Source organism: Pelomonas parva (genome assembly GCF_043555835.1).
In the GTDB taxonomy this organism is placed as follows: domain Bacteria; phylum Pseudomonadota; class Gammaproteobacteria; order Burkholderiales; family Burkholderiaceae_C; genus Pelomonas; species Pelomonas parva.
This window is the reverse complement of sequence record NZ_JBIGHV010000009.1, coordinates 256,745-278,604: the sequence shown is the minus strand read 5'-3', so window position 1 is coordinate 278,604 and position 21,860 is coordinate 256,745. Positions and strand designations below refer to the sequence as shown.

Annotated in this window: 22 protein-coding genes and 1 riboswitch; of the genes, 7 read left to right on the top strand and 15 right to left on the bottom strand. The window is 69.3% G+C overall.

The window, feature by feature from the left end:
- Positions 1-28: 28 nt before the first annotated feature.
- Positions 29-985: a LysR substrate-binding domain-containing protein gene (locus ACG00Y_RS23110; RefSeq protein WP_394482990.1), complete on the bottom strand. Its 957-nt coding sequence runs from the start codon at positions 983-985 to the stop codon at positions 29-31.
- Positions 986-1,087: 102 nt separating this feature from the next.
- Here ACG00Y_RS23110 and ACG00Y_RS23105 point away from each other — a divergent pair, with 102 nt between their 5' ends.
- On the top strand, positions 1,088-1,384 hold the full coding sequence (locus ACG00Y_RS23105) for a DUF2917 domain-containing protein (protein ID WP_394482988.1): 297 nt from the start codon (positions 1,088-1,090) through the stop codon (positions 1,382-1,384).
- Here ACG00Y_RS23105 and ACG00Y_RS23100 read toward each other — a convergent pair.
- Positions 1,334-1,756, bottom strand: a complete 423-nt coding sequence (locus ACG00Y_RS23100) for a TfoX/Sxy family protein (RefSeq protein ID WP_394482986.1) — start codon at positions 1,754-1,756, stop codon at positions 1,334-1,336. The genes ACG00Y_RS23105 and ACG00Y_RS23100 overlap by 51 nt on opposite strands.
- Positions 1,757-1,780: 24 nt before the next feature.
- On the opposite strand from ACG00Y_RS23100, the gene ACG00Y_RS23095 reads away from it, so the two are divergent.
- The gene (locus tag ACG00Y_RS23095; RefSeq protein ID WP_394482984.1) at positions 1,781-2,350 is read left to right on the top strand and encodes a 5-formyltetrahydrofolate cyclo-ligase; all 570 of its coding nucleotides are present in this window, start codon (positions 1,781-1,783) and stop codon (positions 2,348-2,350) included.
- Positions 2,351-2,680: 330 nt separating this feature from the next.
- Here the strand turns inward: ACG00Y_RS23095 and ACG00Y_RS23090 are convergent, their stop codons facing one another.
- Together ACG00Y_RS23090 and ACG00Y_RS23085 are read right to left on the bottom strand one after the other, a co-directional pair.
- Positions 2,681-2,932: a hypothetical protein gene (locus tag ACG00Y_RS23090; protein WP_394482982.1), complete on the bottom strand. Its 252-nt coding sequence runs from the start codon at positions 2,930-2,932 to the stop codon at positions 2,681-2,683.
- Between the two features lie 85 nt (positions 2,933-3,017).
- Positions 3,018-4,079, bottom strand: a complete 1,062-nt coding sequence (locus ACG00Y_RS23085) for a hypothetical protein (RefSeq protein WP_394482980.1) — start codon at positions 4,077-4,079, stop codon at positions 3,018-3,020.
- 93 nt (positions 4,080-4,172) lie between these two features.
- Between ACG00Y_RS23085 and ACG00Y_RS23080 the strand changes: the two genes are divergently transcribed.
- From ACG00Y_RS23080 to ACG00Y_RS23070, 3 genes are read left to right on the top strand one after another with little or no spacing between them, the layout of a single operon-like run.
- On the top strand, positions 4,173-4,421 hold the full coding sequence (locus ACG00Y_RS23080) for a DUF1161 domain-containing protein (protein ID WP_394482978.1): 249 nt from the start codon (positions 4,173-4,175) through the stop codon (positions 4,419-4,421).
- A gap of 9 nt (positions 4,422-4,430) precedes the next feature.
- Complete coding sequence (gene pepQ / locus ACG00Y_RS23075) at positions 4,431-5,747, top strand: Xaa-Pro dipeptidase (RefSeq protein WP_394482977.1); 1,317 nt, start codon at positions 4,431-4,433, stop codon at positions 5,745-5,747.
- On the top strand, positions 5,747-6,796 hold the full coding sequence (locus ACG00Y_RS23070) for a hypothetical protein (RefSeq protein ID WP_394482975.1): 1,050 nt from the start codon (positions 5,747-5,749) through the stop codon (positions 6,794-6,796). Before pepQ ends, ACG00Y_RS23070 begins: the two co-directional genes overlap by 1 nt.
- Here ACG00Y_RS23070 and ACG00Y_RS23065 read toward each other — a convergent pair.
- The 3 genes from ACG00Y_RS23065 to ACG00Y_RS23055 form a co-directional block, all read right to left on the bottom strand.
- Positions 6,793-9,039: a WD40/YVTN/BNR-like repeat-containing protein gene (locus ACG00Y_RS23065; protein WP_394482974.1), complete on the bottom strand. Its 2,247-nt coding sequence runs from the start codon at positions 9,037-9,039 to the stop codon at positions 6,793-6,795. The genes ACG00Y_RS23070 and ACG00Y_RS23065 overlap by 4 nt on opposite strands.
- Before the next feature lie 109 nt (positions 9,040-9,148).
- Positions 9,149-9,772 (bottom strand): general secretion pathway protein GspB, encoded by a 624-nt coding sequence (locus ACG00Y_RS23060; protein ID WP_394482973.1) that lies wholly within the window; start codon positions 9,770-9,772, stop codon positions 9,149-9,151.
- Between the two features lie 6 nt (positions 9,773-9,778).
- On the bottom strand, positions 9,779-11,428 hold the full coding sequence (locus ACG00Y_RS23055; RefSeq protein ID WP_394482971.1) for an ExeA family protein: 1,650 nt from the start codon (positions 11,426-11,428) through the stop codon (positions 9,779-9,781).
- 147 nt (positions 11,429-11,575) lie between these two features.
- On the opposite strand from ACG00Y_RS23055, the gene ACG00Y_RS23050 reads away from it, so the two are divergent.
- Positions 11,576-12,835, top strand: coding sequence for a putative Na+/H+ antiporter (locus ACG00Y_RS23050; RefSeq protein ID WP_394482969.1), 1,260 nt, complete (start codon positions 11,576-11,578; stop codon positions 12,833-12,835).
- Here the strand turns inward: ACG00Y_RS23050 and ACG00Y_RS23045 are convergent.
- The 8 genes from ACG00Y_RS23045 to ACG00Y_RS23010 all read right to left on the bottom strand — a co-directional run bounded on the left by ACG00Y_RS23045 (position 12,832) and on the right by ACG00Y_RS23010 (position 21,381).
- Positions 12,832-13,296: a low molecular weight protein-tyrosine-phosphatase gene (locus tag ACG00Y_RS23045; RefSeq protein WP_394482967.1), complete on the bottom strand. Its 465-nt coding sequence runs from the start codon at positions 13,294-13,296 to the stop codon at positions 12,832-12,834. The two genes, ACG00Y_RS23050 and ACG00Y_RS23045, sit on opposite strands and share 4 nt — an antisense overlap.
- Positions 13,297-13,316: 20 nt before the next feature.
- Positions 13,317-15,617, bottom strand: a complete 2,301-nt coding sequence (locus ACG00Y_RS23040; protein ID WP_394482965.1) for a TonB-dependent receptor plug domain-containing protein — start codon at positions 15,615-15,617, stop codon at positions 13,317-13,319.
- Between the two features lie 88 nt (positions 15,618-15,705).
- Positions 15,706-16,320, bottom strand: a complete 615-nt coding sequence (locus tag ACG00Y_RS23035) for an OmpW/AlkL family protein (RefSeq protein ID WP_394482963.1) — start codon at positions 16,318-16,320, stop codon at positions 15,706-15,708.
- Between the two features lie 128 nt (positions 16,321-16,448).
- Complete coding sequence (gene metF / locus ACG00Y_RS23030; RefSeq protein WP_394482961.1) at positions 16,449-17,288, bottom strand: methylenetetrahydrofolate reductase [NAD(P)H]; 840 nt, start codon at positions 17,286-17,288, stop codon at positions 16,449-16,451.
- Complete coding sequence (locus tag ACG00Y_RS23025; protein WP_394482959.1) at positions 17,285-18,031, bottom strand: TlyA family RNA methyltransferase; 747 nt, start codon at positions 18,029-18,031, stop codon at positions 17,285-17,287. Before ACG00Y_RS23025 ends, metF begins: the two co-directional genes overlap by 4 nt.
- 7 nt (positions 18,032-18,038) lie before the next feature.
- Positions 18,039-19,451: an adenosylhomocysteinase gene (gene ahcY / locus ACG00Y_RS23020; RefSeq protein ID WP_394482957.1), complete on the bottom strand. Its 1,413-nt coding sequence runs from the start codon at positions 19,449-19,451 to the stop codon at positions 18,039-18,041.
- Between the two features lie 73 nt (positions 19,452-19,524).
- Positions 19,525-19,604: riboswitch (S-adenosyl-L-homocysteine riboswitch) on the bottom strand.
- A 91-nt stretch (positions 19,605-19,695) separates the two neighbouring features.
- The gene (locus ACG00Y_RS23015; RefSeq protein ID WP_394482955.1) at positions 19,696-20,046 is read right to left on the bottom strand and encodes an RNA recognition motif domain-containing protein; all 351 of its coding nucleotides are present in this window, start codon (positions 20,044-20,046) and stop codon (positions 19,696-19,698) included.
- A gap of 234 nt (positions 20,047-20,280) precedes the next feature.
- A complete protein-coding gene (locus ACG00Y_RS23010; RefSeq protein ID WP_394482953.1) occupies positions 20,281-21,381 on the bottom strand; it encodes a DNA glycosylase AlkZ-like family protein in 1,101 nt (366 codons plus the stop codon).
- Positions 21,382-21,507: 126 nt separating this feature from the next.
- Here ACG00Y_RS23010 and yajC point away from each other — a divergent pair, with 126 nt between their 5' ends.
- Positions 21,508-21,831: a preprotein translocase subunit YajC gene (gene yajC, locus ACG00Y_RS23005; RefSeq protein ID WP_394483043.1), complete on the top strand. Its 324-nt coding sequence runs from the start codon at positions 21,508-21,510 to the stop codon at positions 21,829-21,831.
- The last annotated feature ends 29 nt before the right edge of the window (positions 21,832-21,860 follow it).

The following is a 21,860-nucleotide window of genomic DNA, read 5'->3' as shown; positions in this document are numbered from 1 at the left end:
CGCTCCCGACCCAAAGCCCGACAGCCTCCTACACCCCCGCCAGCTGGTCCCGCGTGATCGCCGCCTGTTCGCGCACCCAGTCCGCAAAGGCCTGCACCTCCGGCCGCGTGGCGGCGGCGGGGGACGGCACCAGCCAGTAGGCATAGGGGCTGGTCAGCCGGCCGGCGGCGCCGAAGGGCTCCACCAGTTCAGCGCGCTGCAGGTGCTCGTGCACCAGCGGCAGCCGCGCCAGCGCCACGCCCTGGCCGGCCAGCGCGGCCTGGATCTGCTGGTAGGTGAAGTTGAAATACATCCAGCGCAGCGGCTGCAGGTCGTGCTCCTGCTGCCGGGTCAGCCAGTGCCGCCATGACAGGAACTCGGCGCTGGGCCGGGCGTCGTCCTCCTCGGTCAGCGCGTGGGCGGCCAGGTCGCCCGGGTGACGCAGCGCCGGCAGCCGGCCGCTGCGCGTGGACTCGGCATACCAGGGGCTGACCACGGGCGACACGGTCTCCTCGAACATCAGCTCGGCCGGCGCCGCGAGCGTGTCGCCGGCGATGTAGCGCAGCGCCAGGTCATGCTCGCCGTCCTCCATGTCGACCAGCCCGTCAGCGGCGGAGACGCGGATGTCGATGTCCGGGTGGTGCTTCTGGAACTCGCACAGCCGCGGGATCAGCCACAGCGACGCGAACGAGGCGAAGGTGGTCACGTTGACGACGCGCCGGCCGCGCGTGCGGCGGATCTGGCGCACGGTCTGGTCCAGGCGCGACAGCACGGCCACCGCCGTGGGCAGCAGCACGGCGCCCTCGCCGGACAGCTCGACCTTGCGCGTGCCGCGCAGGAATAGCACGCAGCCGATCTCCTCCTCCAGCGACTGGATCTGCCGGCTGATGGCCGACTGCGTCAGGCTTAGTTCCTCGGCGGCGGCGCGGAAGGAGAGCAGCCGCGCGACCGCCTCGAAGGCGCGCAGGGGGCCGATGGACAGCGGCCTCTGCCGCAGTGGCTGCATGGGCTGATTCATGCGCGGATGGTATCAATCCGCGCTGCGTAGTCATTGGACCGCCCTGGGGTGCCTAAGCAGAATCCCTGACATCAACCCAGGAGAGACATCATGAGTGATGCGCAATCTGTATGGCACCTGGCCGGCGGCCGGGCCCTGACGCTGGCTGGTGCGGCCGAGGCGCGCCGCCTGTCCGTGGCCCGTGGCCGCGTCTGGCTGACGCTGTCCGGCACCACCGACGCGCCGGCCGAGGACAAGTGGCTGGAGGCCGGCGAGGCGCTGGCCCTGGCGCCGGGCCAGACGGCCGTGCTGGAAGGCTGGCCGGCCGCCGAGTTCGAGCTGCTGGTGCCGCCGACCTCAGCCGCCGCGAGCCGCGGCTTTCTTGGCCGGCGCTTTCTTGGCCGCTGAGCGCTTTTTGGCGGCCGGCTGCTTTGCCTTGACGTTCGCCTTGGCGTTGGCGGCGCGCAAGGCCGCCTCCAAGGCGAGCCGTGCCCAGGGCAGCATCAACGGCGCTGATTCCAGCGCCTCTTCGGGCGGCTGGAAGTAGCTCATGACAACGCGCTCGCCGTCCTTGGTCTGGAAGGCGAAGGGCCGGCAGCCGGCGGCGATGAAACGCTCGCGCGTCGTGTCGTCCGCCTTCAGGAAGAACTGGCCATCGGCGATCAGCGCCATGAACAGGCCGTCGACGTAGAAGCCCCGGCCGCCGAACATCGCGCGCGTGCGCACCGGGCCGAGCGGCGACAGCAGTTCGACGCAGAGATCGGTGAATGGTTCGGACATGCGGGCAACTGTAAGCTCGCGCCCATGGATGCCAACGACCGCGCCGCCATCCGGCACAAGCTGATCGAACAACGCCTGGCCCTGCCGAACCGGCTGGACCTGGCAGCGGAACTGCAGGAGGTGTTGAGCGTCTGGCTGCTGCGCCGGCGCGAGACCACCATCGGCGCCTACTGGCCCATCAAGGGCAAGTTCGACCCGCTGCCCGCCCTCTACCGCTGGGGCGAGAGCCAGCCCCACCGCCGCATCGGCCTGCCGGTGGTGGACAAGGTCCACGGCACGCTGCGCTTTCACGTCTGGTACCCCGGCTGCCCGATGGAGGAAGACGCCTTCCACATCCCCAAGCCCAAGGGCACCGAGGAGTTCAAGCCGCAGCTGATGCTGGTGCCCTGCCTGGGCTTCGGCCCGGCGGGCCTGCGGCTGGGCTATGGCGGCGGCTTCATGGACAAGACGCTGGCCGAGATGGACCCGCGGCCGGCGGCGGTGGGCATCGGCTATGCGCATGGGTTCTTGCCGTTACTCAAGCCGAGTCAGTTGGACATGCCGCTGGATGCGATGTTGACGGAGGAGGGGGTGGTGTGGGATCGGGAAGGGTGATGGGCGCTGCCGTTGGTTTGGTTGCTCTTGCGGAGGGCTGTTGCGACTCGCTGCATTGCCGGGAGTCCGTCCCGGCGGCCGGGTAACTTTCTTCTGCGGGGCCAGAAGAAAGTCACCAAAGAAGAGGCCCTGAACCGCACACCAGCACCACTTGGATGAGCTGCGCCGTGCAACAGCCAAAGGGTGGGCGGGCAGACGCGAACCGCTGCGCTCTCGCTGCTGTCCCTGTCACCAGGACCATCCATCGTGCCTTCACGCCGCTTAACGCGCGGCTGCACGCCGTGCTCACGAGGAATGCGAACACAGCGTCGCTCGGGCGACGCACGCGGGCTATGCGGAAGGGGGTGCGCGTTCCCGAAGCAGCCGATCAAGCAGCCATACGCATCTGCCGCCCAGCGCCACGCCCAGCAGCGCCATGTAGAAGATCATGGTCAGCATGAACTCCTGGCCGGCTTGTGAGGCCCAGGCGGTGTAGCCGGTCAGGCGCATCAGCAACTGACCGCAGGTGATGAAGAGCGGTATGAACCACCATGCGGCGAAAAAACCGAGGTGGTGTGCAGGGGAGCGTGCTTTGTCTGTCATGCGGCGACGTCCGGTGAAGGCCCACCACTATGCCAACGACGGCGCATCGTCGGTCGGGTGAAGATGCATCGGGCCACCTCGCAGGCTAGAACGCGCCGCGTTCGGGGTCGCCGCGCCAAAGCAGCGGGTCCGGCGCCCAGCGCGCATCGCCCGGCTGCTCCAGCAGGGCGGCTGCAAGGTCGCCGAGCCGCACGCCAAGTTGCTCTTCGGCGGCTGCGCTGCCGCCGTCGGCCATGTCGGCCGCGAGCACGAAGGGGCGGAACCGCGCCCAGTCGGCGGCGAGTTGCGAGACCAGGATGCGCGCCAGGTCATAGGACAGCTCGTTGCCTTCGTCCGCCCGCAGGAAGGACTTGCCCGACCAGAACTCCTGGATCTCGGCCGCCCCCCAGAACTGCTGGTGGCGGGCGTGCATCTGCTGCGGGCTGGGCCGGCTGCCGAAGGTGTTGGGCGGCGGCGGGCACAGCCGCTGCTCGGTATTGACGGCCAGGCCCTCGTTCAGCCAGGCGGGAATGGGCAGATGGCTGAGGCAGCTGTGTGTCAGCTCGTGGGCGATGACGGGCTCGATGGCGCGCAGGTCGGCCTTGACGGTGGCGAAGTGCGCGCAGCCCGCGTTGATGAAGACGCCGCCGCTGCCGGCGAACTCGCCCGCGTCGGGGTAGTAGTGGGCCAGGTAGCGGTAGTAGGCCTCGTCGTCGTCGAAGACGATGAGGATCTCCTGCTCATGGGCCTGGACGGACCGGGCCATGCCGTCGAGCACGCGCACGATGCGCTGCAGGGTCTTGTCGACGAAGCCGATCGTGGCGTCGGCCACATGGTCGTCCAGGCTGGACAGCAGCACGATCTGGCCGCGTTGGGCCAGCCGGTAGCGCGGCCCGAGCGCTGCGCCAAGATGCTGCAGCCACGCGATCTCGCAGGACGCCCAGGCCTGCGCCTGTGCGTTCTCATCGACGATGCCCGAGACCCACGCATGGACGGCGTCCCAGTCGAGCACCGGCAGGCCGTTCGCGTCGATCAGGTTCGCGACGATGTCGAACTCGGGCGCGCCCGCTGCGGCCACCCGTGACGCCGGTGCGGGCCGGGGCGCCGTGTCGATGGGCGCGCCTGCATCAGGTTGCCGGGTCACGAGCGAGCGAAGGAGCTTCAGCATGGGCGTTGGGGCAGGTCCGCGTGAGAAGGCGTCGGCCGGACTATGGCAGCACGCTGCCGGACAATGCCGGCTTCACTGCCACAAGCAAATCTCATGTCCACCAAGCCCACCTTGCTGCTGCTCTCGGCCACCGCCATCCTGCTGACCCAGACCGCCCACGCCGCCCCCAAGCCCTGCGAGGAACTCAAGGCCGAGATCGCGGCCAAGCTCGACGAAAAGGGTGTCAAGGGCTACGAAATCACCGCCGTCGAGAACGACAAGGTCGCTGAAAAAGGCGATGGGGCCAAGATCATCGGCAGCTGCGACGGCGGCACGAAGAAGCTGACCTACCTGCGCAAGTGAGGTGACGGCATGAGCCTGTATCTGGACCACCTCGCCGCGCTGCAGCGCCAGGCCGAGTCCGCGCTGGAGCGCACCGGCTTCGACATGCTGCTGATCGCATCCGGCATCGAGAAGTTCGCCTTCCTCGACGACCGCCCCTATCTCTTCCAGCCCAACCCGCACTTCAAGCACTGGCTGCCGCTGACGAAGCACCCGCATTGCTGGCTGGCCGTGCGGCCGGGCAAGAAGCCGCGCGTCGTCTACTTCCAGCCCGACGACTACTGGCATGTGCCGCCCAGCGCGCCGAGCGGCGAGTGGGTGGACGCGGTCGAGCTGATCGTCATCCGCGAGCCCGAGACCGCAGCCCAGGCGCTGGCCGACCTTGTGACGTCGCGCACGGCCATCCTCGGCGAGGCGGACGCGGCACTGCCCGGGCTCACACCCAACAACCCCGAACTGCTGCTGAACCTGCTGCACTGGGCGCGCGGCGTGAAGACGCCCTATGAGCTGGAGCAGATGCGCGCCGCTCAGCGCCGCGCGGTGCCGGCGCATCGCGCGGCGCGCCAGGCCTTCATGGCCGGCGCCAGCGAGGCCGAGATCCACCGCGCCTACCTCGCCGCCAGCGGCCACACGGACCGCGACCTGCCCTACGGCAACATCGTCGGCCTCAACGAGCATGCGGCGGTGCTGCACTACCAGTACCAGGACGCCAGCCCGCCGGCTGAAGTGCGCAGCTTCCTCATCGATGCTGGCGCTGAAGTGAACGGTTATGCCAGCGACATCACACGCACCTGGGCCGCACGGGGCCATGACGAGTTCGCGGCGCTGATCGCGGCGATGGAGGTCGAGCAGCTGGGCCTGGTGGACGAGGTGCGCGAGGGCGTGGACTACCGCGACATCCACCTCAGCGCCCACCGCCGCATCGCCCGCGTGCTGCGCCGCGCCGGCATCGTCGCCATGGACGAGGAGGCCATGGTGGAAGAGGGCGTTACCAAGCCCTTCTTCCCGCATGGCATCGGTCATTTGCTGGGCCTGCAGGTGCACGACGTGGGCGGCTTCATGGCGGCCGAGGACGGCAGCGTTGCGGACAAGCCAGAGGGCCACCGCTACCTGCGCCTGACGCGCCCGCTGCAGGCCGGCATGGTGGTGACCATCGAGCCGGGCCTGTACTTCATCCCGATGCTGCTGCGCGAGCTGCGCGCGTCCAAGCATGCCGCGCAGGTGGACTGGGCGGTGGTCGAGCGACTGTCGCGTTATGGCGGCATCCGCATCGAGGACGACGTGGCCTGCCGGGCGGCGGGTGAGGCGCCGGAGAACCTGACGCGGGACGCCTTCGCGAGCGCGTGATGTCTGCTGCGGCGGCTCTGCTGGCCAGCGCACTCGCGCTGCCCGCCGCCAGCGCGCCGCCGCCCGACGCTCGCCTCGGCCGTGTCGAGGTCCAGGGCGAGGCCGCCACGGCGCGGGAGAAGAAGACGCTGGCCCAGCTGTTCAAGGCCGAGGCGCTGTTCCTGAAGCACCGCGCGCTGGCGCCGACTGCGCCGCTGACGTTCAAGGTCTACGCGCGCACGCAGGCCGAGTCGACCGAGCGCCTATCGCTTGGCCTCGCGACGCCGGCCGGCCGAGAGCCCGTGGCGCTGGATGAGCAGGACCGCTTCGTCATCGACCCGACCTGGCGGCGGCTGGACGCTTCAACCGAGCTGCGCAGCCGGCTAGCCGACGGCCGCGTCACCTGGCGGCCGGACATCCGCACGCCCGGCGTGCCCGACGGCGAACGCCGCCTGGGCGACCTGCGGCTGCAATGCCGCGTCGGCTTCGGCAGCGGCGTGGCACGCGGCGCCACCGGCTTCGGCTGGCTGCGGTCGTTCGTCATCGACGACTGCGAGGACCGCGACTGGAGCCCCAGCAACTTCGTCGACCGACCCGTCTTCGCCGTAACGCTGGTGCACGGCGAGCGGCGACTGACGCTGAGCGCGCGTCTGCTGCACGGCTTGCGCGACGACGGCGGCGCGGATTACGACTGGGGCTATTCGCTGCGCGAGCGCATGTTCCGCCTGCCCATCGGCGACACGAGCTGGCCCGACGACACGCGCGTCGTCTTCGAGAGCATGGACGATCCACCCGCGCCGCCAGCACCCGGCTTGCTGGCGCTGGACGACGACTGGGTGTGCGCCGCGCTGGCCCTCGCGCCGGGCGCGACGCCGGCCGAGCTGGCGCTGTGGCTGGGCGCGGCCAGCGACGACCTCCGCTTCGAGTCGGGCCGGCGGCTGCAGCGCCGTCTGCGCGAGGTCAAGGCGCCGGGCGGGCCGGTGCAGCTGGAGCTGGTCAGCGTGTTCGACGCGGCCGACCGGCTGCAGAAATCGTCGCTGCGGCGTCTGGAGCCGCCTCCGCGCCGTTAGGGTTTCGGGTCCCCGTACTGCACACCCCGCCCATGCGTGCCCACGTAGACGCGGCCGAACACTTTCGGGTCGCCGCTGACATGCAGGATCAGGCCCCACTGGTGGGCGTCGTCGTTGATGCGGCGCCAGCTTGCCGCGCCGTCGGTGGAGCGGTAGACGCCGTGCTTGCCGGCGACCGTGCCGACGAGGTACAGCGCCGGTTCCTTGGCCCCGGGCGCCGCACGGCCAAAGCCGAAGGCGTGGATCTCGGTGACGGCCGGCTGGCGCTTGAATGCCTGGCCATCACCGGCGCGGTACAGGCCGTGGAAGGCCGCCAGCCACAGGTCGCCGGTGCGCCCGGGGGTGGCGTAGAGGCGGTCCTGGCCGCCCCGGTCGTCGCCGCGGTTGCTGTGGTTGTGGCTGCCGGGCGCGACGCGCTTGACCGGGCCGTCGGGCAAAGTAATCGGGCGGGCACTGAAGGTCAGGCCGGCGTCGCTGCTCGCATACAGCTTGTCGTCGAACAGCGCCATCGCGTGGAAGCGCTTGGGGTTCACGCGGTCGGCGATGACGCGGGTGCCGGCTGGCAGGCCCTTCACGGGCGTCCAGGTGTCGCCGCGGTCATGGCTGACGTGGGGCTGCTGGCCTTTCGGCGTCCACACCCAGGCCTTGCCGTCGGCGGACACGGCGATGAAGCCGTCGCTGGATTTGGGATCGGGCGCGCTGCCCGCGTTGTGCCAGGTCTTGCCGCCGTCCAGCGAATAGCCCAGGTTGCTGCCGGTGCGTGCCTTGCCGATGCGCACGATGACCTCGGGCGCGAGTTCCGCGCCGGTCACGTCGTGCGTGTTGCCGAAGAAGGGCGGCTTGGGATTGCCGGGGGCGGGCGTGTCCAGGTCGGTGTGCACGAAGCCCGAGTAGTCGCCGATGGCCGTCACCAGCGGCACGCCCTTCGTCGGGCTGTGCAGCGCCAGTGCCACGGTCTCCTCGATGCCGCGGCTCATGACCTGCCAGCGGGTCGGCTCGCCCTTGTCGGCGGCCGTCAGGTTCAGCGTCTCCCAGCCGCCGTAGCCGGTGGTGAACAGTGCGTGGTCGGGGTTGGCCGGGTTGATCTTGACGTCGTAGAGCCAGTGCAGGTGCGTGTCGGCCACGTAGGGCGCGGCGCTGGCGTCGAACTTGGCGGCCTTGAACAGCGGCTGCCAGGTCGTGCCGCCATCGACGCTGCGGAACAGCTCGTCCCCGGCGCCTCGCCCGGCCGTGCTGGCGAGCAGGCGCTGCGGGTTCGCCGAGTCCACCGTGACGGTGGCATAACCGAACGCATCAGCGGCAGACGGGCGGGCCGGCGTGATGTCGGCCCAAGCCTGCGCGGCCACGTCGTAGCGCCAGACCGAGCCGTCCTTCATGCGGTGCGGGCCGGGGTCGCTGGCGAAGGCGACGTAGAGCTTGCCGTCGCTCGCCAGCGCGGCGCGCATGGGGCGATGCTGCGTCGGCGCGCCGGGCACGGGCGCCCAGGTTGCACCGGCATCGCGGCTGACCCACAGGCCGGGCCGGCCGACGACCGAGACGCCCGCGTAGATCGTGCGGCTGGGCTGGCCGCGCGTGCCGCTGCTCGGGTCGAACAGCACGAAGTTGATCGTCGCCTTGCCGTCACTGCCGCCCCAGCTGGGCGGCGGGCCGTCGGAGGCGTCGCGCTGCCAGGCCGAGTCGGGGAAGGCGTCGACGCGCTGGAAGCTGGCGGCGGCATCGCCGCTGCGCCACAGGCCGGCGAGCCGGCTGCCGAGGTAGAGCACGCGGCCGTCGTTCGGGTCCACCGCCAGGCGCTCGCCATTGCCGCGCCCGCCCTCGTTGCCGCCCAGCCTGAAGGGCAGTTCGGTGCGCTGGAACGTCTTGCCGCGATCCTTGGAGCGCAGCAGCGCACCGTTGGGCACGGCCGGGTTGGTGTAGGTGCCGCAGGCCAGATACAGCGCGTCCGGGTTGTTCGGGTCGACGGCCAGGCTCTCGACGCCCATCAGGTTCACGTCGGCGAGCGGTAGCCAGTCCAGCAGCGGCTGCCAGGGGCCGGTGGCGGTGTCGCGGCGGTAGGCGCCGCCCATGTCGGTGCGGGCATAGGTGAGGCCCGGCACGGCGGGCTGGAAGGCAAAGCCGTCGACGAAGCCGCCGCCGACGATGGCGACCTCGCGCCAGCGGTAGGGCGCGTCCTTGGGTGGAGCGGCCTGAGCCGTGGCGCCAGCAAGCAGCAGCGCGCCCAGCAGGGGTTTGATGGCGTTCATGTCTCCGGCACTGTCTCGTTTTTGGTGCCGGAATCGTAATTTGTTCGGCGAGCGAACAAATACGGTTTACCCCTGGAAACCAGCTGTGACTGCCGCGCGCGAGCGGGCGCTATACGGGGAGCCGGTAGCGCTGGCCCTTGAAGCGCAGCACCAGCTCGCGCGCGCCGATCTGCTCCAGCACGAGGTCGGCACCCAGCTTGGCGCCTTCGCGCAGCACCTCGCCGTTGACGATGACGAAGCGGCTGGCCGGGTCGTCCGAATAGACCGAGCCGCTGATGGCCAGCTTGGGCAGCTCGCGGCGCGTGCTCTCGGGCAGGTCGGCCAGCCGGGGGATGGGGGCTTCGGCCACCGCTGCTGGTGGAGCGACCACCGCAGCCGGTGGCGGTGCGGGCGGCAGGTAGGGCGAGGCTTCTGACGCGGCAGGTTGCGGCAGCGGCGTGCTGACTGGCGTTGGCGTGCTGGGTGGCGCGGGCGCGGGTTGCGGCGTTGGCAGTGCGGCGGGCAGCGGAGCAGGCGCAACGGCTTCGGGCGAGCCGCTGGTCATCCAGATGCCGGTACCGATGCCGGCCAGCAGCAGCAAGCCGCCGCCGGCCCAGGGCAGCCAGCGGCGCGGGCCGGCGGCCGGTGCAGCATCGCTGCCGGACAGCGGCTGGGTGTGCAGGCCCGGCACCTGGCCGCGCTCGCGTTCGCGGTCGGCTTCGGCACGGCGCAGGGCGTCGAGGATGTAGGACATGGTGGGTCAGTCGGTCGACGCGGGTGTGTTCAGGCGTGGCTCGGCCACGCCCGTGGCCCGGTTGATCTGCATCAGCGTGATGGGCCCGATGCGGCCATCCGGCTGCAGGCCCTGGCTGGCCTGGAAGGCCTGGACTTGCCGGCTCAGCTCGGCCCAGCCCGGCGGCGGTGTCGAGGCGGCGGCGGACGCCGGCATGCCGGGCAGGCCGGCCAACTGCGTGGCCAGCCAGTCGCGCAGCGGACCGCTGTCGTCGGCGCGGTTGGCATAGCCGGGCGGCGGGCGCCAGAAGGTGGCGAACTCACCGCGCCAAGCGCCGGCCAGTTCGGTCAGCGCGATGCGGCGCGGCTCGCCGTCTACCCGCAGCGTGGCCTGCTGCGCGTCCAGCCCCACTAGCGCGGCCAGGGCTGGCGGCTGGCCGGGGCGGCGCAGCGTCAACAGCACCGGGCGGTCGATCAGGCGGATCAGCGACAGGCTGCCGCTGGCGCTGCGGTAGCACTGCAGGCCGCGCTGCGCGGCGGTGCTGCAGGGGTCGGCCGCGTCGGGCAGTGGCAGGCCCCAGGTGGTGGCCAGTGCGCCCCAGGCGTCGGCGTCCTGCGGTGACCAGTCGGCCAGTTGCAGTGGCTCCGGGCTGCTGGCGGCCGGGGCAGGTTGGGACGCGGCACCCACGGCCGGCGCCGCACTCGCTGGAGAAGACGCGGCACTCGCCGCCGTCGCCACCGCCGCCGCGCTGTCGCCACGCGACGGCTGCTGCAGCGCCCAGGTCAAGCCCCCGCCAGCCACGGCGGCGGCCAGTACGGCCAGGCCGATGCCCACCGGCGTCGGCCCGCGCCGGGATGGCGCCGGGGTCGCGTCGAACACCTCGGCTGCCGCCTGGCGAACGATCTTTTGCGTCACCAGCGCCTGTCCGCTGGCGTAGCCGCCCAGCAGCGCGCGGTCGCACAGCAGGTTGATGCGGCGCGGCACGCCGCGCGTGAGCTGGTGGATCAGCCGCAGCGCCTTGGCGTCGAAGGGCAGGGCGCCCGTGAGGCCAGCCACGTTCAGGCGGTGGCGGATGTATTGCGCCGTCTCGGCCTCGGACAGCGCGCCCAGGTGAAAGCGGGCGATGACGCGCTGCGCCAGTTGCTCCAGCTCCGGCCGGGCCAGCATGCCGCGCAGCTCGGGCTGGCCGATCAGCACCACTTGCAGCAGCTTGCGCTCGGCCGTCTCCAGGTTGGTCAGCAGGCGCAGCTGCTCCAGCACGTCGGCCGAGAGGTTCTGCGCCTCGTCGATGATCAGCACGTTGTTGCGCCCGGCCGCGTGCTGCGCCAGCAGGAAGGCGTTCAGCGGGTCGACGTAGTCCTTCACCGTCTGCGCGCCCGCCGGCACCGGCAGGTGGAACTCGTCGCAGATGGACTGCAGCAACTCGGTGACGGTGACCTTGGGGTTGAAGATGTAGGCGACGTTGCAGTTGGCCGGGATCTGCTCCAGGAAGCAGCGGCAGACGGTGGTCTTGCCGGCGCCGATCTCGCCGGTCAGCAGCACGAAGCCGCCGCCGCCGTCCAGCCCGTACAGCAGGTGGGCCAGCGCCTCGCGGTGGCGCTCGCTCATGAACAGGTAGTGCGGGTCCGGCGCGATCGAGAACGGCGGCTGTTTCAGGCCGAAGAAGGGCGCGTACATGGGGCGGCAGGATAACCAGTGCGCCAGCCGCTGCCGCAGAGCCGTCGCAAACCCCGCCTACACTGCGCGCCGGGTGCTCCGGCAAGCGGCTGGCAGCAGGTTCAAGCGCAGGTCGGGCCGCCGCGCGGCCTTGTCATATCCAGAGCGATGAACTCACCCACCACCCTGCAAATTGTTGCCGCCGTCCTGTTCGGCGTGGCGCTGCTGCACACCTTCTCGACCAAGTACTTCGAGAACCTGGCCCACAAGCACCCCAGCCATGCCGGCGTTTTGCACCTGCTTGGCGAGATCGAGGTCGTCTTCGGCTTCTGGGCGCTGGTGCTGATGCTGTGCATGTTCGCGCTGGTCGGCAAGACGGAGGCCACCGCCTACCTGGACTCGCGCAACTTCACCGAGCCGCTGTTCGTGTTCGCCATCATGGTGATCGCCGGCACCCGGCCCATCCTGCAACTCGCCGGTGACCTGGTGCAAGGCCTGGCCCGCCTGGTGCCGCTGCCGCGCGGCATGGCGATGTACTTCCTGCTGCTGGCCTTCGTGCCGCTGCTGGGCAGCTTCATCACCGAGCCGGCGGCCATGACGTTGGCCGCGCTGATGCTGCGCGACACGCTGCTGTCGCGCGAGGTGTCGTCCCGCCTCAAGTACGCCACGCTGGGCGTGCTGTTCGTCAACATCTCCATTGGCGGCACGCTGACGCCCTTTGCCGCGCCGCCGGTGCTGATGGTGGCGGCCAAGTGGAACTGGGACACCTGGTACATGGTGAGTACCTTCGGCTGGAAGGCGGCCGTGGCGGTTGCCGTCAATGCCGCCTGCGTGATGCTGCTGTTCCGCAAGGAGCTGGGCCACATGGCGCAGCGCCCGCCGCGTGCCCATGCGCCCGTGCCGCTGGCGGTGATCGGCGTGCACCTGATGTTCCTCGCGCTGGTCGTCGTGTTTGCCCACCATCCGGCGGTGTTCCTGGGCCTGTTCCTGTTCTTCCTCGGCTTCGCCACCGCCTACGAGCGCCACCAGAACCCGTTGATCCTGCGCGAGGCGCTGCTGGTGGCCTTCTTCCTGGGTGGCCTGGTGGTGCTGGGCGGGCTGCAGCAGTGGTGGCTGCAACCCGTGCTGATGCGCATGGACGCCGATGCGGTGTTCTTCGGCGCCACCGCGCTGACCGCCATCACCGACAACGCGGCGCTCACCTACCTGGGCTCGCTGGTGGAAGGGCTGAGCGAGGAGTTCAAGGTGGCGCTGGTGGCCGGCGCGGTTACCGGCGGCGGCCTGACGGTGATCGCCAACGCGCCCAACCCGGCCGGCGTTTCCATCCTGCGCAGCAAGTTCGACGACGGCGCCATCTCGCCGCTGGGGCTGCTGCTGGGTGCGCTGCCGCCCACGCTGGTGGCGGTGCTGGCGTTCCGCCTGCTCTAGGGCTTGGTCAGAGATGCGATGAGGCCGTCGCACGCGGCCTCCACCAGGTCCAGCACCTCCTCGAAGCCCGCGTCGCCGCCGTAGTAGGGGTCGGGCACGTGGCGCTGGCCGGCGTGGCGCGCGTGGTCCATCAGCAGCTGGAGGCGGTGGCGCTGGCTGGGCGGGCACAGCGCTTCAGCGTTGGCGATGTTGTCGGCGTCCATCGCCAGCACGAGGTCGAAGCGCTCGAAGTCAGCCGCCACCAGCTTGCGGGCGCGCAGCGGGCTGAGGTCGTAGCCGCGCTTGAGGGCGTGCGCCTGGCTGCGCTCGTCGGGCGGCGCGCCGATGTGATAACCGTGAGTGCCGGCGGAGTCGACCTCGACGTCCAGCCCGGCGGCCGCCAGCTTGGCGCGCATGACGCCCTCGGCCGTGGGGCTGCGGCAGATGTTGCCCATGCAGAAGAACAGGATGCGGCGGGTCATGGCCGCATTCCCGTCAACCCTTAGAAGCGCATGTCCGCGCGCAGGGACATGACGCGGAAGGTCTTGTTGCGCGACCAGCTCTCGGTCAGGGACTCGCGCTGCGTTTCGCTTTTTGGGCTGATGCCTACCGAGCTGGATTCGGCGTCGCGCGGCAACAGGTTGGCCATGGTCAGGCGCCAGTTGATGCCGTCGCGCACGGCGCCGCTGCTCCAGGACAGGTAGGCGTCGAACTGTCGGCGCGCCGTGATGTCGCGGCGCAGCGTCGCGGTCACCTGCTCGCGGGTGGCGGGCACGTAGTTGGCGTTGAAGCCGCTGCCGAAGTTCAGGCCCCAGGCCTTCCAGCGATGGTCGATGCCGAAGTTGAAGCTGCCGCGCGGCTGCTGGTCGATGCGGTTGCTGTTGCCGGGGATGCCCTTCACCTGGTTCTTGTAGACGGCGGCGTTGAAGCGCAGCAGCATCATCTGCAGTTCGGCCGGCGCGTCTTCCCACAGCTCGTCCATGCGGGCCTTGAACTCGAACTCCAGCCCCATGCGGCGGGCGGTGCCCATGTTGCGCGGGCGGCTGACCCAGCGCTGCACGCTGTCCCAGCTCACCGTTTCCAACTGCACCTCGCCGCGCATCAGGTTCTTGATGTCGCGCAGGAAGGCGCTGCCCGAGATGATGCCGCCGGTGGGCAGCCAGTGCTCCACGCTCAGGTCGACGCCGGTGGCGAGTTCGGGCTTGAGGTCGGGGTTGCCGGCGCGGTCGGCGTGGGTCTGCTCGTTGGGAGTGCCGCTGGGGTAGGTGTTGTTGATGGTGGGGCGGGCGATCAGGTCGTTGAGGTTGGGCGAGCGGTAGCTGCGCGTCAGGCTCAGGCGCACCTGGTCCTTGGGGAAGGCTTCGGGCTTCCACAGCAGGTGGAGCAGCGGCGAGGTGACCTGCGAAACATTGCGCGCCTCGGGCAATTCACCGGCCGCGTCCACCGTGGTCTCGATGCGCTCGTAGCGCAGGCCCGCGTAGAGCGACCACTGCTTGCTCGGGCTCCACTCGTCCTGCGTGTAGGCGGCGAAGCGCTGGTTGCGCGAGACCAGCGTGTTGCCGAAGCGCACCAGGCCTGGCAGCGGGATGCCGTCGACCCGCGTGTCGACCATTTGCGTGCGCTCGCTGCGCTCGGCCTCGGCGCCGGTGACCCACTGGTGCTCCTGCGCGGTCTTCAGGCTCCAGCGGCCGCTGAGGCTGGTCTGGTCTTCCTCGACCGAGTTGCGGTCTACCTGCGTGCGATCGGGGCGGGTGTTCGTCTTGTCGAGACGATCGCTGTTCCGGGTGTTCTTGGACGTGCCGCTGCCCAGGCGGACCGTGAAGCTCTCGCCCACCTTGGGGCGGTAGTCGGCCGACAGGTTCAGGCGCAGGTTGTGGTTCTTGGCCTCGTTTTCAGTGTGGACGTCGCGAAAGAGTGTGCCCTCGGAGTTGTACTGACTGCTGCCCTCGTTCTGCGACAGGAAGAACGACGGCGAGAGGTTGAAGGTCAATGTGTCGCTGTACTTCCAGCGCAGCCGGGCATTGCCGTTGAGGCTCTTGTTCTGGCTTTCGCTGGTGCCGATCTGCGAGTTCTGCGCGATGACCTGGCCGGTCTCGGTGTCGGTCGTGCGGTTGCCCGAATCGACGTTGTTGTAGAAGCGGCGGATGGCGCCATTGGTGGAGACGGCGCCGACGAACTCGTCGCCGTTGGGCCCGCCCCACTTCAGGTTGCGCGTCCAGCTGGCGTCGGCCTGGGGCTCGTTGCGGTCCCAGCCCACGCCCATGCGCACTTCGTGGTTGGACTTCTGCAGCGGCTCGCGCAGGATGATGTTGATGGTGCCCGCAATGGCGCGCGCGCCGGTGGCGGCGGTGGGCGCGCGGTAGATCTCGATGCGCTCGATCTGGTCGGGCGGCAGGTCTTCCACGGCGAAACCGGGCGGCGGGCGCTCGTCGTCGACGAGGATCTGCGTGGCGCCGCCGCCCATGCCGCGCATGCGGATGTCGCCGCCGCGGCCCGGGCGGCCGCCCAGCGTCACGCCCGGCAGGCGGCGCAGCACGTCGCCCAGCGCGACATCGCCGTACTTCTCCAGGTCCTCGCGCTCGATGACGATCTTGCTGGCCGTGCTGTTGCGCCGCCGGCTGTTGGCCGTGGGGCCACTGCTGACCTCGACACGCTCCAGGCGGTTGCCGGCACCGCTCGCGGCGGCCGCCGGGATGTTGGCGACCGGGGCGGCGGGCTTGGGATCGGGGGTGGCAGGCGGGGTCTGCGCCGTGCACAAGGCACTAGCGCAGAGCGCGGCCAGCGCTGGGAGGTGACGGCTCATGGCCGCGATTCTGCTGACGCCTGGTTACGTTGAATCACGTAAAGCGCTCATTTACATGAGCGGAGGTCGAGAAAGCGCGACGGCTGTCTCAGAAGCGCCAACCGAGGCCCACGCTGGCCAGCAAGGGGTCGACCTTGAACTCGCCCGCCGACGCACCGTTGGAATAGACCGTGGTCTTGAGATTGACCTTCTTCAGGTCGAAGTTCAGATAGGTGCCCTTGCTGAGTTCGATGTCCGCGCCGACCTGCAAGGCGGCGCCCCAGCTGTTGTGCTTGATGCCGGGCTTGAGCGCGGCCTGCACGGCGGGTGCGAACTTGACGCTGGAGAAGTTGGTGTAGTTCAGGCCCGCGCCGACATAGGGGCGGAACGTGCCGGTCGGGTTGAAGTGGTACTGCAGCGTCAGCGTCGGCGGCAGGTGCTTGAGCGAGCCGATCTCGCTGCCGTTGGAATACAGGCGATGCTTCTGCGGATAGGTCAGGACCAGTTCGGCCGCCATGTTGGGCGCGAAGAAGTAGCTGATGTCCAGCTCCGGGAAGGTCTTGTTGTTGACCGACAGGCCCAGGCCGGTGCTGTCCTTGTTGGCCGAATCCAGGTGCAGGGCACGCACGCGCACAAGCCAGGGGCCTTCATCGGCAAAGGCCGGTTGCAGGCTGAGGGCGGCGGCGGCGAGGGCGGCCAGGCGCAGGGTGCGGGAGAACTTCATCAATGACTCCAGTGAATGGGACGGCGTCCCGATGGAGGCATTGCACGCGCCGGTGCCGTGGCGCACTTTGAGGCAACACAAACAGGCCGTTGCCGGCACCCCGCGCAGCGCGGAGGTCTTGCGCTGGATCAGCCTTTGTTGCCTAGGCCGAGGCGCTCGCACAACGCCAGCGTCAGCGCGCTCTGGTTCAAGGTGTAGAAGTGCACGCCCGGCGCGCCACCGGCAATCAGCCGTTCGCACAGGCGCGTCACCACGTCCAGCCCGAAGGCGCGGATGCTGGCGGCGTCGTCCATGAAGCCTTCCATCTTCATCTGCACCCAGCGCGGGATCTCGATGCCGTCGCGCTGCGCGAACTGGGCGATGCGGCCGTAGTTGTGGAAGGGCATGATGCCCGGCACGATGGGCTGGGTGACGCCCAGGCGCCGCGCCTCGTCGACGAAGTGGAAGTAGGCGTCGGGGTTGAAGAAGAACTGCGTGATCGCGCCGTCGGCGCCCGCCTTCATCTTGTCAGCAAAGTGCTGCAGGTCGCGCGCGGCATAACGCTGCTGTGGGTGCACCTCGGGGTAGGCGGCCACCTCGATGTGCCAGTCCTTACCTTGCGTTTCCCGGATGAAGCTGACCAGCTCCGACGCATAGCGGAACTCGCCCGCGGTGGCTGTGCCGCTGGGCAGGTCGCCGCGCAGCGCCACGACACGGCTGATGCCGCGCTCGCGGTAGGTGGCCAGGATCTCGGCGATGTTCTCGCGCGTGGAACCCACGCAGCTGAGATGAGGCGCAGCGTTGAAGCCGGCGCTCGCAATGTCCATCACGGCGCTCAGCGTCTTGTCGCGCGTGGAGCCGCCGGCGCCGTAGGTGACGCTGAAGTACTGCGGCTTGAGCGCGCCCAGCTCCTGCACGACGGTCTTGAGTTTCTCGACGCCTACCGGCGTGTTGGGCGGGAAGAATTCGAAAGAGACGGGTGTGCTCATCGAGAGGCCCATAAAAAGAATTCGCGATTGCCATCACCGCCGGTGATGGGGCTGTCGAAATAGTCCAGCACCTTGAGGCCGAGCGCCGTGCAGGCCAGACGCACGCGGCCTTCCAGGCGCGGGTAGTCGGCCTCATCCTTGACGAGGCCGCGCTTGTCCAGCGCCTTCGGGCCCAGCTCGAACTGCGGCTTCACCAGCACCAGCAGGTGGCCGTGCGACTCCAGCCAGGGCAGCAACTCGGGCAGGCTGCCCACCATGGAGATGAAGCTCAGGTCGCCGACGATGAGCGTGAAGCCGCCCGTCGGCGCATGCTGGCGCAGCACGCCCAGTTCGCGCACATGCACGCCTTCGAGCGCCGTCACGCGCTCGTCGGCCTGCAGCCGCGCATGCAGCTGGCCGTGGCCCACGTCGATGCCGACGACACGCCGCGCACCGCGCGCCAGCAGGCAGTCGGTGAAGCCGCCGGTGCTCTGGCCGACGTCCAGCACCGTGTGTGTGCCGACGTCGAAGCCGATGCGGTCCAGCGCGCCTTCCAGCTTGAGCCCGCCGCGCGACACATAGCGCAGCTCCGCGTCGTCGGTGACGCGCAGCTGCGCCGTCTCGGGCAGGTCCTCGCCGGCCTTCTTCAGCACGGCCCAGCCGGTGGGCGAGGCCCATTCGGCGGCGCCGTTGCTGATGAGGCGCTGGGCCACCGAGCGCGTGGGCGCCAGGCCAAGGCCGACGAGGAGCTGGTCTGCGCGCATCAACCGATCAGTAGCGATAAGTGTTGGCCTTGTAGGGGCCGTTCTTGTCCACGCCGATGTAGGCCGCCTGCTCGTCGGTCAGCTGCGACAGCTGCGCGTTGAGCGTGGTCAGCTGCAGCAGCGCGACCTTCTCGTCCAGGTGCTTGGGCAGCACATAGACCTTGCCGGCTTCGTAGCGTTCCTTGTGGGCGAACAGCTCGATCTGGGCGATGGTCTGGTTGGCGAACGAGCTGGACATCACATAGCTCGGGTGGCCCGTGCCGCAACCCAGGTTCACCAGGCGGCCCTTGGCCAGCAGGATGATCTTCTTTCCGTCGGGGAAGGTGACATGGTCCACCTGCGGCTTGATCTCGTCCCAGCCGCAGTCCTCGATGGACGCGACGTCGATCTCGTTGTCGAAGTGGCCGATGTTGCAGACGATGGCGTTGTTCTTCATCGCCGCCATGTGCTCGCGGCGGATGACGTTCTTGTTGCCGGTGGCGGTGACGAAGATGTCGGCCTTGTCGGCGGCGTATTCCATCGTCACGACGCGGTAGCCCTCCATCGCGGCCTGCAGTGCGCAGATGGGGTCGATCTCGGTCACCCAGACCTGGGCCGACAGGGCGCGCAGCGCCTGGGCCGAGCCCTTGCCCACGTCGCCGTAGCCGGCCACGACGGCGATCTTGCCGGCCACCATCACGTCGGTGGCGCGCTTGATGGCGTCCACCAGGCTCTCGCGGCAGCCGTAGAGGTTGTCGAACTTGCTCTTGGTGACGGAGTCGTTGACGTTGATCGCGCGGAACTGCAGCGAGCCCTTGGCGGCCATCTCGTTCAGGCGCAGCACGCCGGTGGTGGTTTCCTCGGTCACGCCGATGATCTCGGCGGCCTTGCGGGTGTACCAGGTCGCATCAGAAGCGATCTTGGCCTTGATGGCCGCGAACAGGATGCGCTCTTCCTCGCTGCCCGGGTTGGCCAGCACCGACAGGTCCTTCTCGGCCTTCTGGCCCAGGTGCATCAGCAGCGTCGCGTCACCGCCGTCGTCCAGGATCATGTTCGGGCCTTCGCCCGGCTCGTTCTTGCCGCCGAACTCGAAGATGCGGTGGGTGTAGTCCCAGTAGTCCTCCAGCGTCTCGCCCTTGTAGGCGAACACCGGCGTGCCGACGGCGGCCAGTGCGGCGGCTGCGTGGTCCTGCGTCGAGAAGATGTTGCAGCTGGCCCAGCGCACTTGCGCGCCCAGCGCCTGCAGCGTCTCGACGAGCACAGCGGTCTGGATGGTCATGTGCAGAGAGCCGGTGACGCGCGCGCCCTTGAGCGGCTGCGTGGCGGCGTACTCCTTGCGGATGGCCATCAGCGCCGGCATTTCATGCTCGGCGATCTTGATTTCCTTGCGGCCCCAGGCGGCGAGGGACAGGTCTTTGACGAGGTGGTCGGTATGGCTCATGCAGGGCTCCTTCAAGCGAATGAAGCCGCTGGTGCCGTGTCGGGGGTTGAACCTCACCCAGGCACGGTTGGCCAGCGGGTGAGCGCAGTTGCAAGGGTGAAATCTTCGAGCCTGGCCTCAATGGGTGCTGAGGTTGCAACGCTCCTCGAAGAGCTGCGCATTCTAGGTGTCGCGCGCTGCGGCCTGGGCGGGACGAAAAAAAACCGGCTCAACAGAGCCGGTCATTTGCACGGAGTCGCTGGGTTCAGTAGCGACCGCCGCCGAAGCCGCCCGTGCCGTAGCCGACATCCGCACGCTTGGTTGCGGTGTAGCCACCGGCGCTGTAGCCGCCCGAATCTTTGCTGGCTTCGCGCGGGCGGGCCAGGCTGACGACGATGGAGCGTCCATCGACGGACATGCCGTGCAGGGCGGAGATGGCGGCCTGGGCGACTTCGGCAGACGCCATTTCCACGAACCCGAAGCCCTTGGACATGCCGGTCTCGCGGTCCATCATGACCTTGGCCGAGGAGACGCTGCCGAACTCGGCAAAGTTGCTCTTCAGGCTGGCATCGGTGACGGAGTAGGGCAGGTTGCCCACATAAATCTTGCTGCTCATGATCGAGCCTTTCTGGGTGGTGCACCCTCAAGGTGCGCAGGCTTGAATCGCCCGACGGGGGCACTTTGGGGCTCGGTGGGCGACTGCTCTGCCGGCCAAAAACGTGCGGAAGGGCGCAAAGCGCGCCCGGATGGGTCGTGAACAGCCAGCCAGAAGGTGCTGCCACAGCGACGCTGGATTATATCTGTTCTCGCATGTTTCGGTGGTTTCATATTTCTTCCGGTGTTGAGCGCGTCAGCGCTCAGCCATCCCCAAGAACTCCGCCAGCCGCTCCCGCTCCGCCTCCAGCGCCGCCTTGAACGCCGTCTCGCGTGGCGGTCGTCCGGCGACGTATCCGCAGTCCACCTGCAGCCGCCCGCCCTTGACGCTGGCATTGGCCCAGCCGATGACCTGGTCCCGCCACAGCAGCGGCAGCGCGTAATGCCCGCGCACGCGCTTAGGCGCAGGCGTGTAGGCCTCGAAACGGTAGGCCCAGCCCCACAGCAGCTCGAAGCGGCGGCGGTCCCACACCACGGGGTCGAAGGGCGCCAGCAGCCGCACCTGCGCCGGGATGCGCCAGCCGCCTCTCCCGCCGCTGAAGGGGTCTTCCTCGGCCGGCCAGTACCAGTCCACACCGTCGACCTGCGTATGCGCCAACCGCGCCTTGGCGCGGGCGAGGGTCGGTTTGCGCAGCTCCTGCCACTGCCGTGCGGCGCCAGCCAGCATGTTGATCAGCTGCGACAGGCTGCCGGCCGGCAGCGGCGCGTACTTCTGCACCAGCACGTCGGTCATCGCGTCCATGGCGGCCTGCGGGTCCGGGTGCGCTTCCCATTGCGGCGCCAGCCGGTAGACGCGCGTACCGCTGTCGCGCCGCACGACGTCCAGCCGGCCCCGGTAGTGCAGGCCGTCGAGCAGCGCGGTGGACAGCCGGCTGTTGCCGCCGAACCAGTTCTTCACCGGCCCGTGGCCCAGCGCCGCATCGACATCCGCCGGGTGGGCTTCGCCCAGGCGTTCGACCTCGGCCAGCACCGCCTCGGCCAGCTTCCAGCGCGGCTTGTCCCAGGCGGTGCGGGCCGTGCGCGGGTGCATCAGCGCGCGCAGCTCGGGCGTGACGAAGCCGTAGTTGATGAAGAAGTCTTCCTGTAGCGGCAGGCGCGGGTAGCGGCGCTCCAGATCGCCGGCAAGGTAGCCCTTGACGCGGTGGCGCAGCGTCAGGTCCTGGGCCCGCGCCGGGGCGCGCAGCGGGTCGGCCTGCACGAAGCCGCCGAGCCGCTCGACCGCCTTCACCAGCGTGGTCGGCGTGAACAGGCTGCGTGCCACGGCATGGCGGCGCAGGGCGGCGAGGTCGGGCTGCATCCTCTGGGCAAGGTCGTTGGAAAGGCGGCTCAGGTTAGCAGCCGGCCGGCCTCGCGGCGGGGCGGCACTAGAATTCAAGGTTGCTTTGCGGCGGCCGTGGCCGCCCGTCTTCCCAAGGAAACCAACGTGTTCATCTCCAACGCCTACGCCCAGGCCGCTCCGGCGGCCGCCAGTACCGAGTCCGGCCTTCTCGGCATGCTGCCGCTGGTGCTGATGTTCGTCGTGCTCTATTTCGTCATGATCCGGCCGCAGATGAAGCGCCAGAAAGAGCACAAGGCCATGATCGAGGCCATTGCCAAGGGCGACGAGGTCGTCACCGCCGGCGGCCTTGTCGGCAAGGTGAGCAAGCTCGGCGACAGCTTCGTGCACCTCGAGGTGGCCAACGGCGTCGAGTTGCAACTGCAGCGCAGCGCCATCTCCCAGGTTCTGCCCAAGGGCACCTTGAAGTAAGCCGGCCTGGCGCCATCTTCGCCACCCGT

Coding starts and splice junctions, on each gene's coding strand:
- ACG00Y_RS23110 (WP_394482990.1), bottom strand. CDS start 985: ATGCAGCCACTGCGGCAGAGGCCGCTGTCCATCGGCCCCCTGCGCGCC.
- ACG00Y_RS23105 (WP_394482988.1), top strand. CDS start 1,088: ATGAGTGATGCGCAATCTGTATGGCACCTGGCCGGCGGCCGGGCCCTG.
- ACG00Y_RS23100 (WP_394482986.1), bottom strand. CDS start 1,756: ATGTCCGAACCATTCACCGATCTCTGCGTCGAACTGCTGTCGCCGCTC.
- ACG00Y_RS23095 (WP_394482984.1), top strand. CDS start 1,781: ATGGATGCCAACGACCGCGCCGCCATCCGGCACAAGCTGATCGAACAA.
- ACG00Y_RS23090 (WP_394482982.1), bottom strand. CDS start 2,932: ATGACAGACAAAGCACGCTCCCCTGCACACCACCTCGGTTTTTTCGCC.
- ACG00Y_RS23085 (WP_394482980.1), bottom strand. CDS start 4,079: ATGCTGAAGCTCCTTCGCTCGCTCGTGACCCGGCAACCTGATGCAGGC.
- ACG00Y_RS23080 (WP_394482978.1), top strand. CDS start 4,173: ATGTCCACCAAGCCCACCTTGCTGCTGCTCTCGGCCACCGCCATCCTG.
- pepQ (WP_394482977.1), top strand. CDS start 4,431: ATGAGCCTGTATCTGGACCACCTCGCCGCGCTGCAGCGCCAGGCCGAG.
- ACG00Y_RS23070 (WP_394482975.1), top strand. CDS start 5,747: ATGTCTGCTGCGGCGGCTCTGCTGGCCAGCGCACTCGCGCTGCCCGCC.
- ACG00Y_RS23065 (WP_394482974.1), bottom strand. CDS start 9,039: ATGAACGCCATCAAACCCCTGCTGGGCGCGCTGCTGCTTGCTGGCGCC.
- ACG00Y_RS23060 (WP_394482973.1), bottom strand. CDS start 9,772: ATGTCCTACATCCTCGACGCCCTGCGCCGTGCCGAAGCCGACCGCGAA.
- ACG00Y_RS23055 (WP_394482971.1), bottom strand. CDS start 11,428: ATGTACGCGCCCTTCTTCGGCCTGAAACAGCCGCCGTTCTCGATCGCG.
- ACG00Y_RS23050 (WP_394482969.1), top strand. CDS start 11,576: ATGAACTCACCCACCACCCTGCAAATTGTTGCCGCCGTCCTGTTCGGC.
- ACG00Y_RS23045 (WP_394482967.1), bottom strand. CDS start 13,296: ATGACCCGCCGCATCCTGTTCTTCTGCATGGGCAACATCTGCCGCAGC.
- ACG00Y_RS23040 (WP_394482965.1), bottom strand. CDS start 15,617: ATGAGCCGTCACCTCCCAGCGCTGGCCGCGCTCTGCGCTAGTGCCTTG.
- ACG00Y_RS23035 (WP_394482963.1), bottom strand. CDS start 16,320: ATGAAGTTCTCCCGCACCCTGCGCCTGGCCGCCCTCGCCGCCGCCGCC.
- metF (WP_394482961.1), bottom strand. CDS start 17,288: ATGAGCACACCCGTCTCTTTCGAATTCTTCCCGCCCAACACGCCGGTA.
- ACG00Y_RS23025 (WP_394482959.1), bottom strand. CDS start 18,031: ATGCGCGCAGACCAGCTCCTCGTCGGCCTTGGCCTGGCGCCCACGCGC.
- ahcY (WP_394482957.1), bottom strand. CDS start 19,451: ATGAGCCATACCGACCACCTCGTCAAAGACCTGTCCCTCGCCGCCTGG.
- ACG00Y_RS23015 (WP_394482955.1), bottom strand. CDS start 20,046: ATGAGCAGCAAGATTTATGTGGGCAACCTGCCCTACTCCGTCACCGAT.
- ACG00Y_RS23010 (WP_394482953.1), bottom strand. CDS start 21,381: ATGCAGCCCGACCTCGCCGCCCTGCGCCGCCATGCCGTGGCACGCAGC.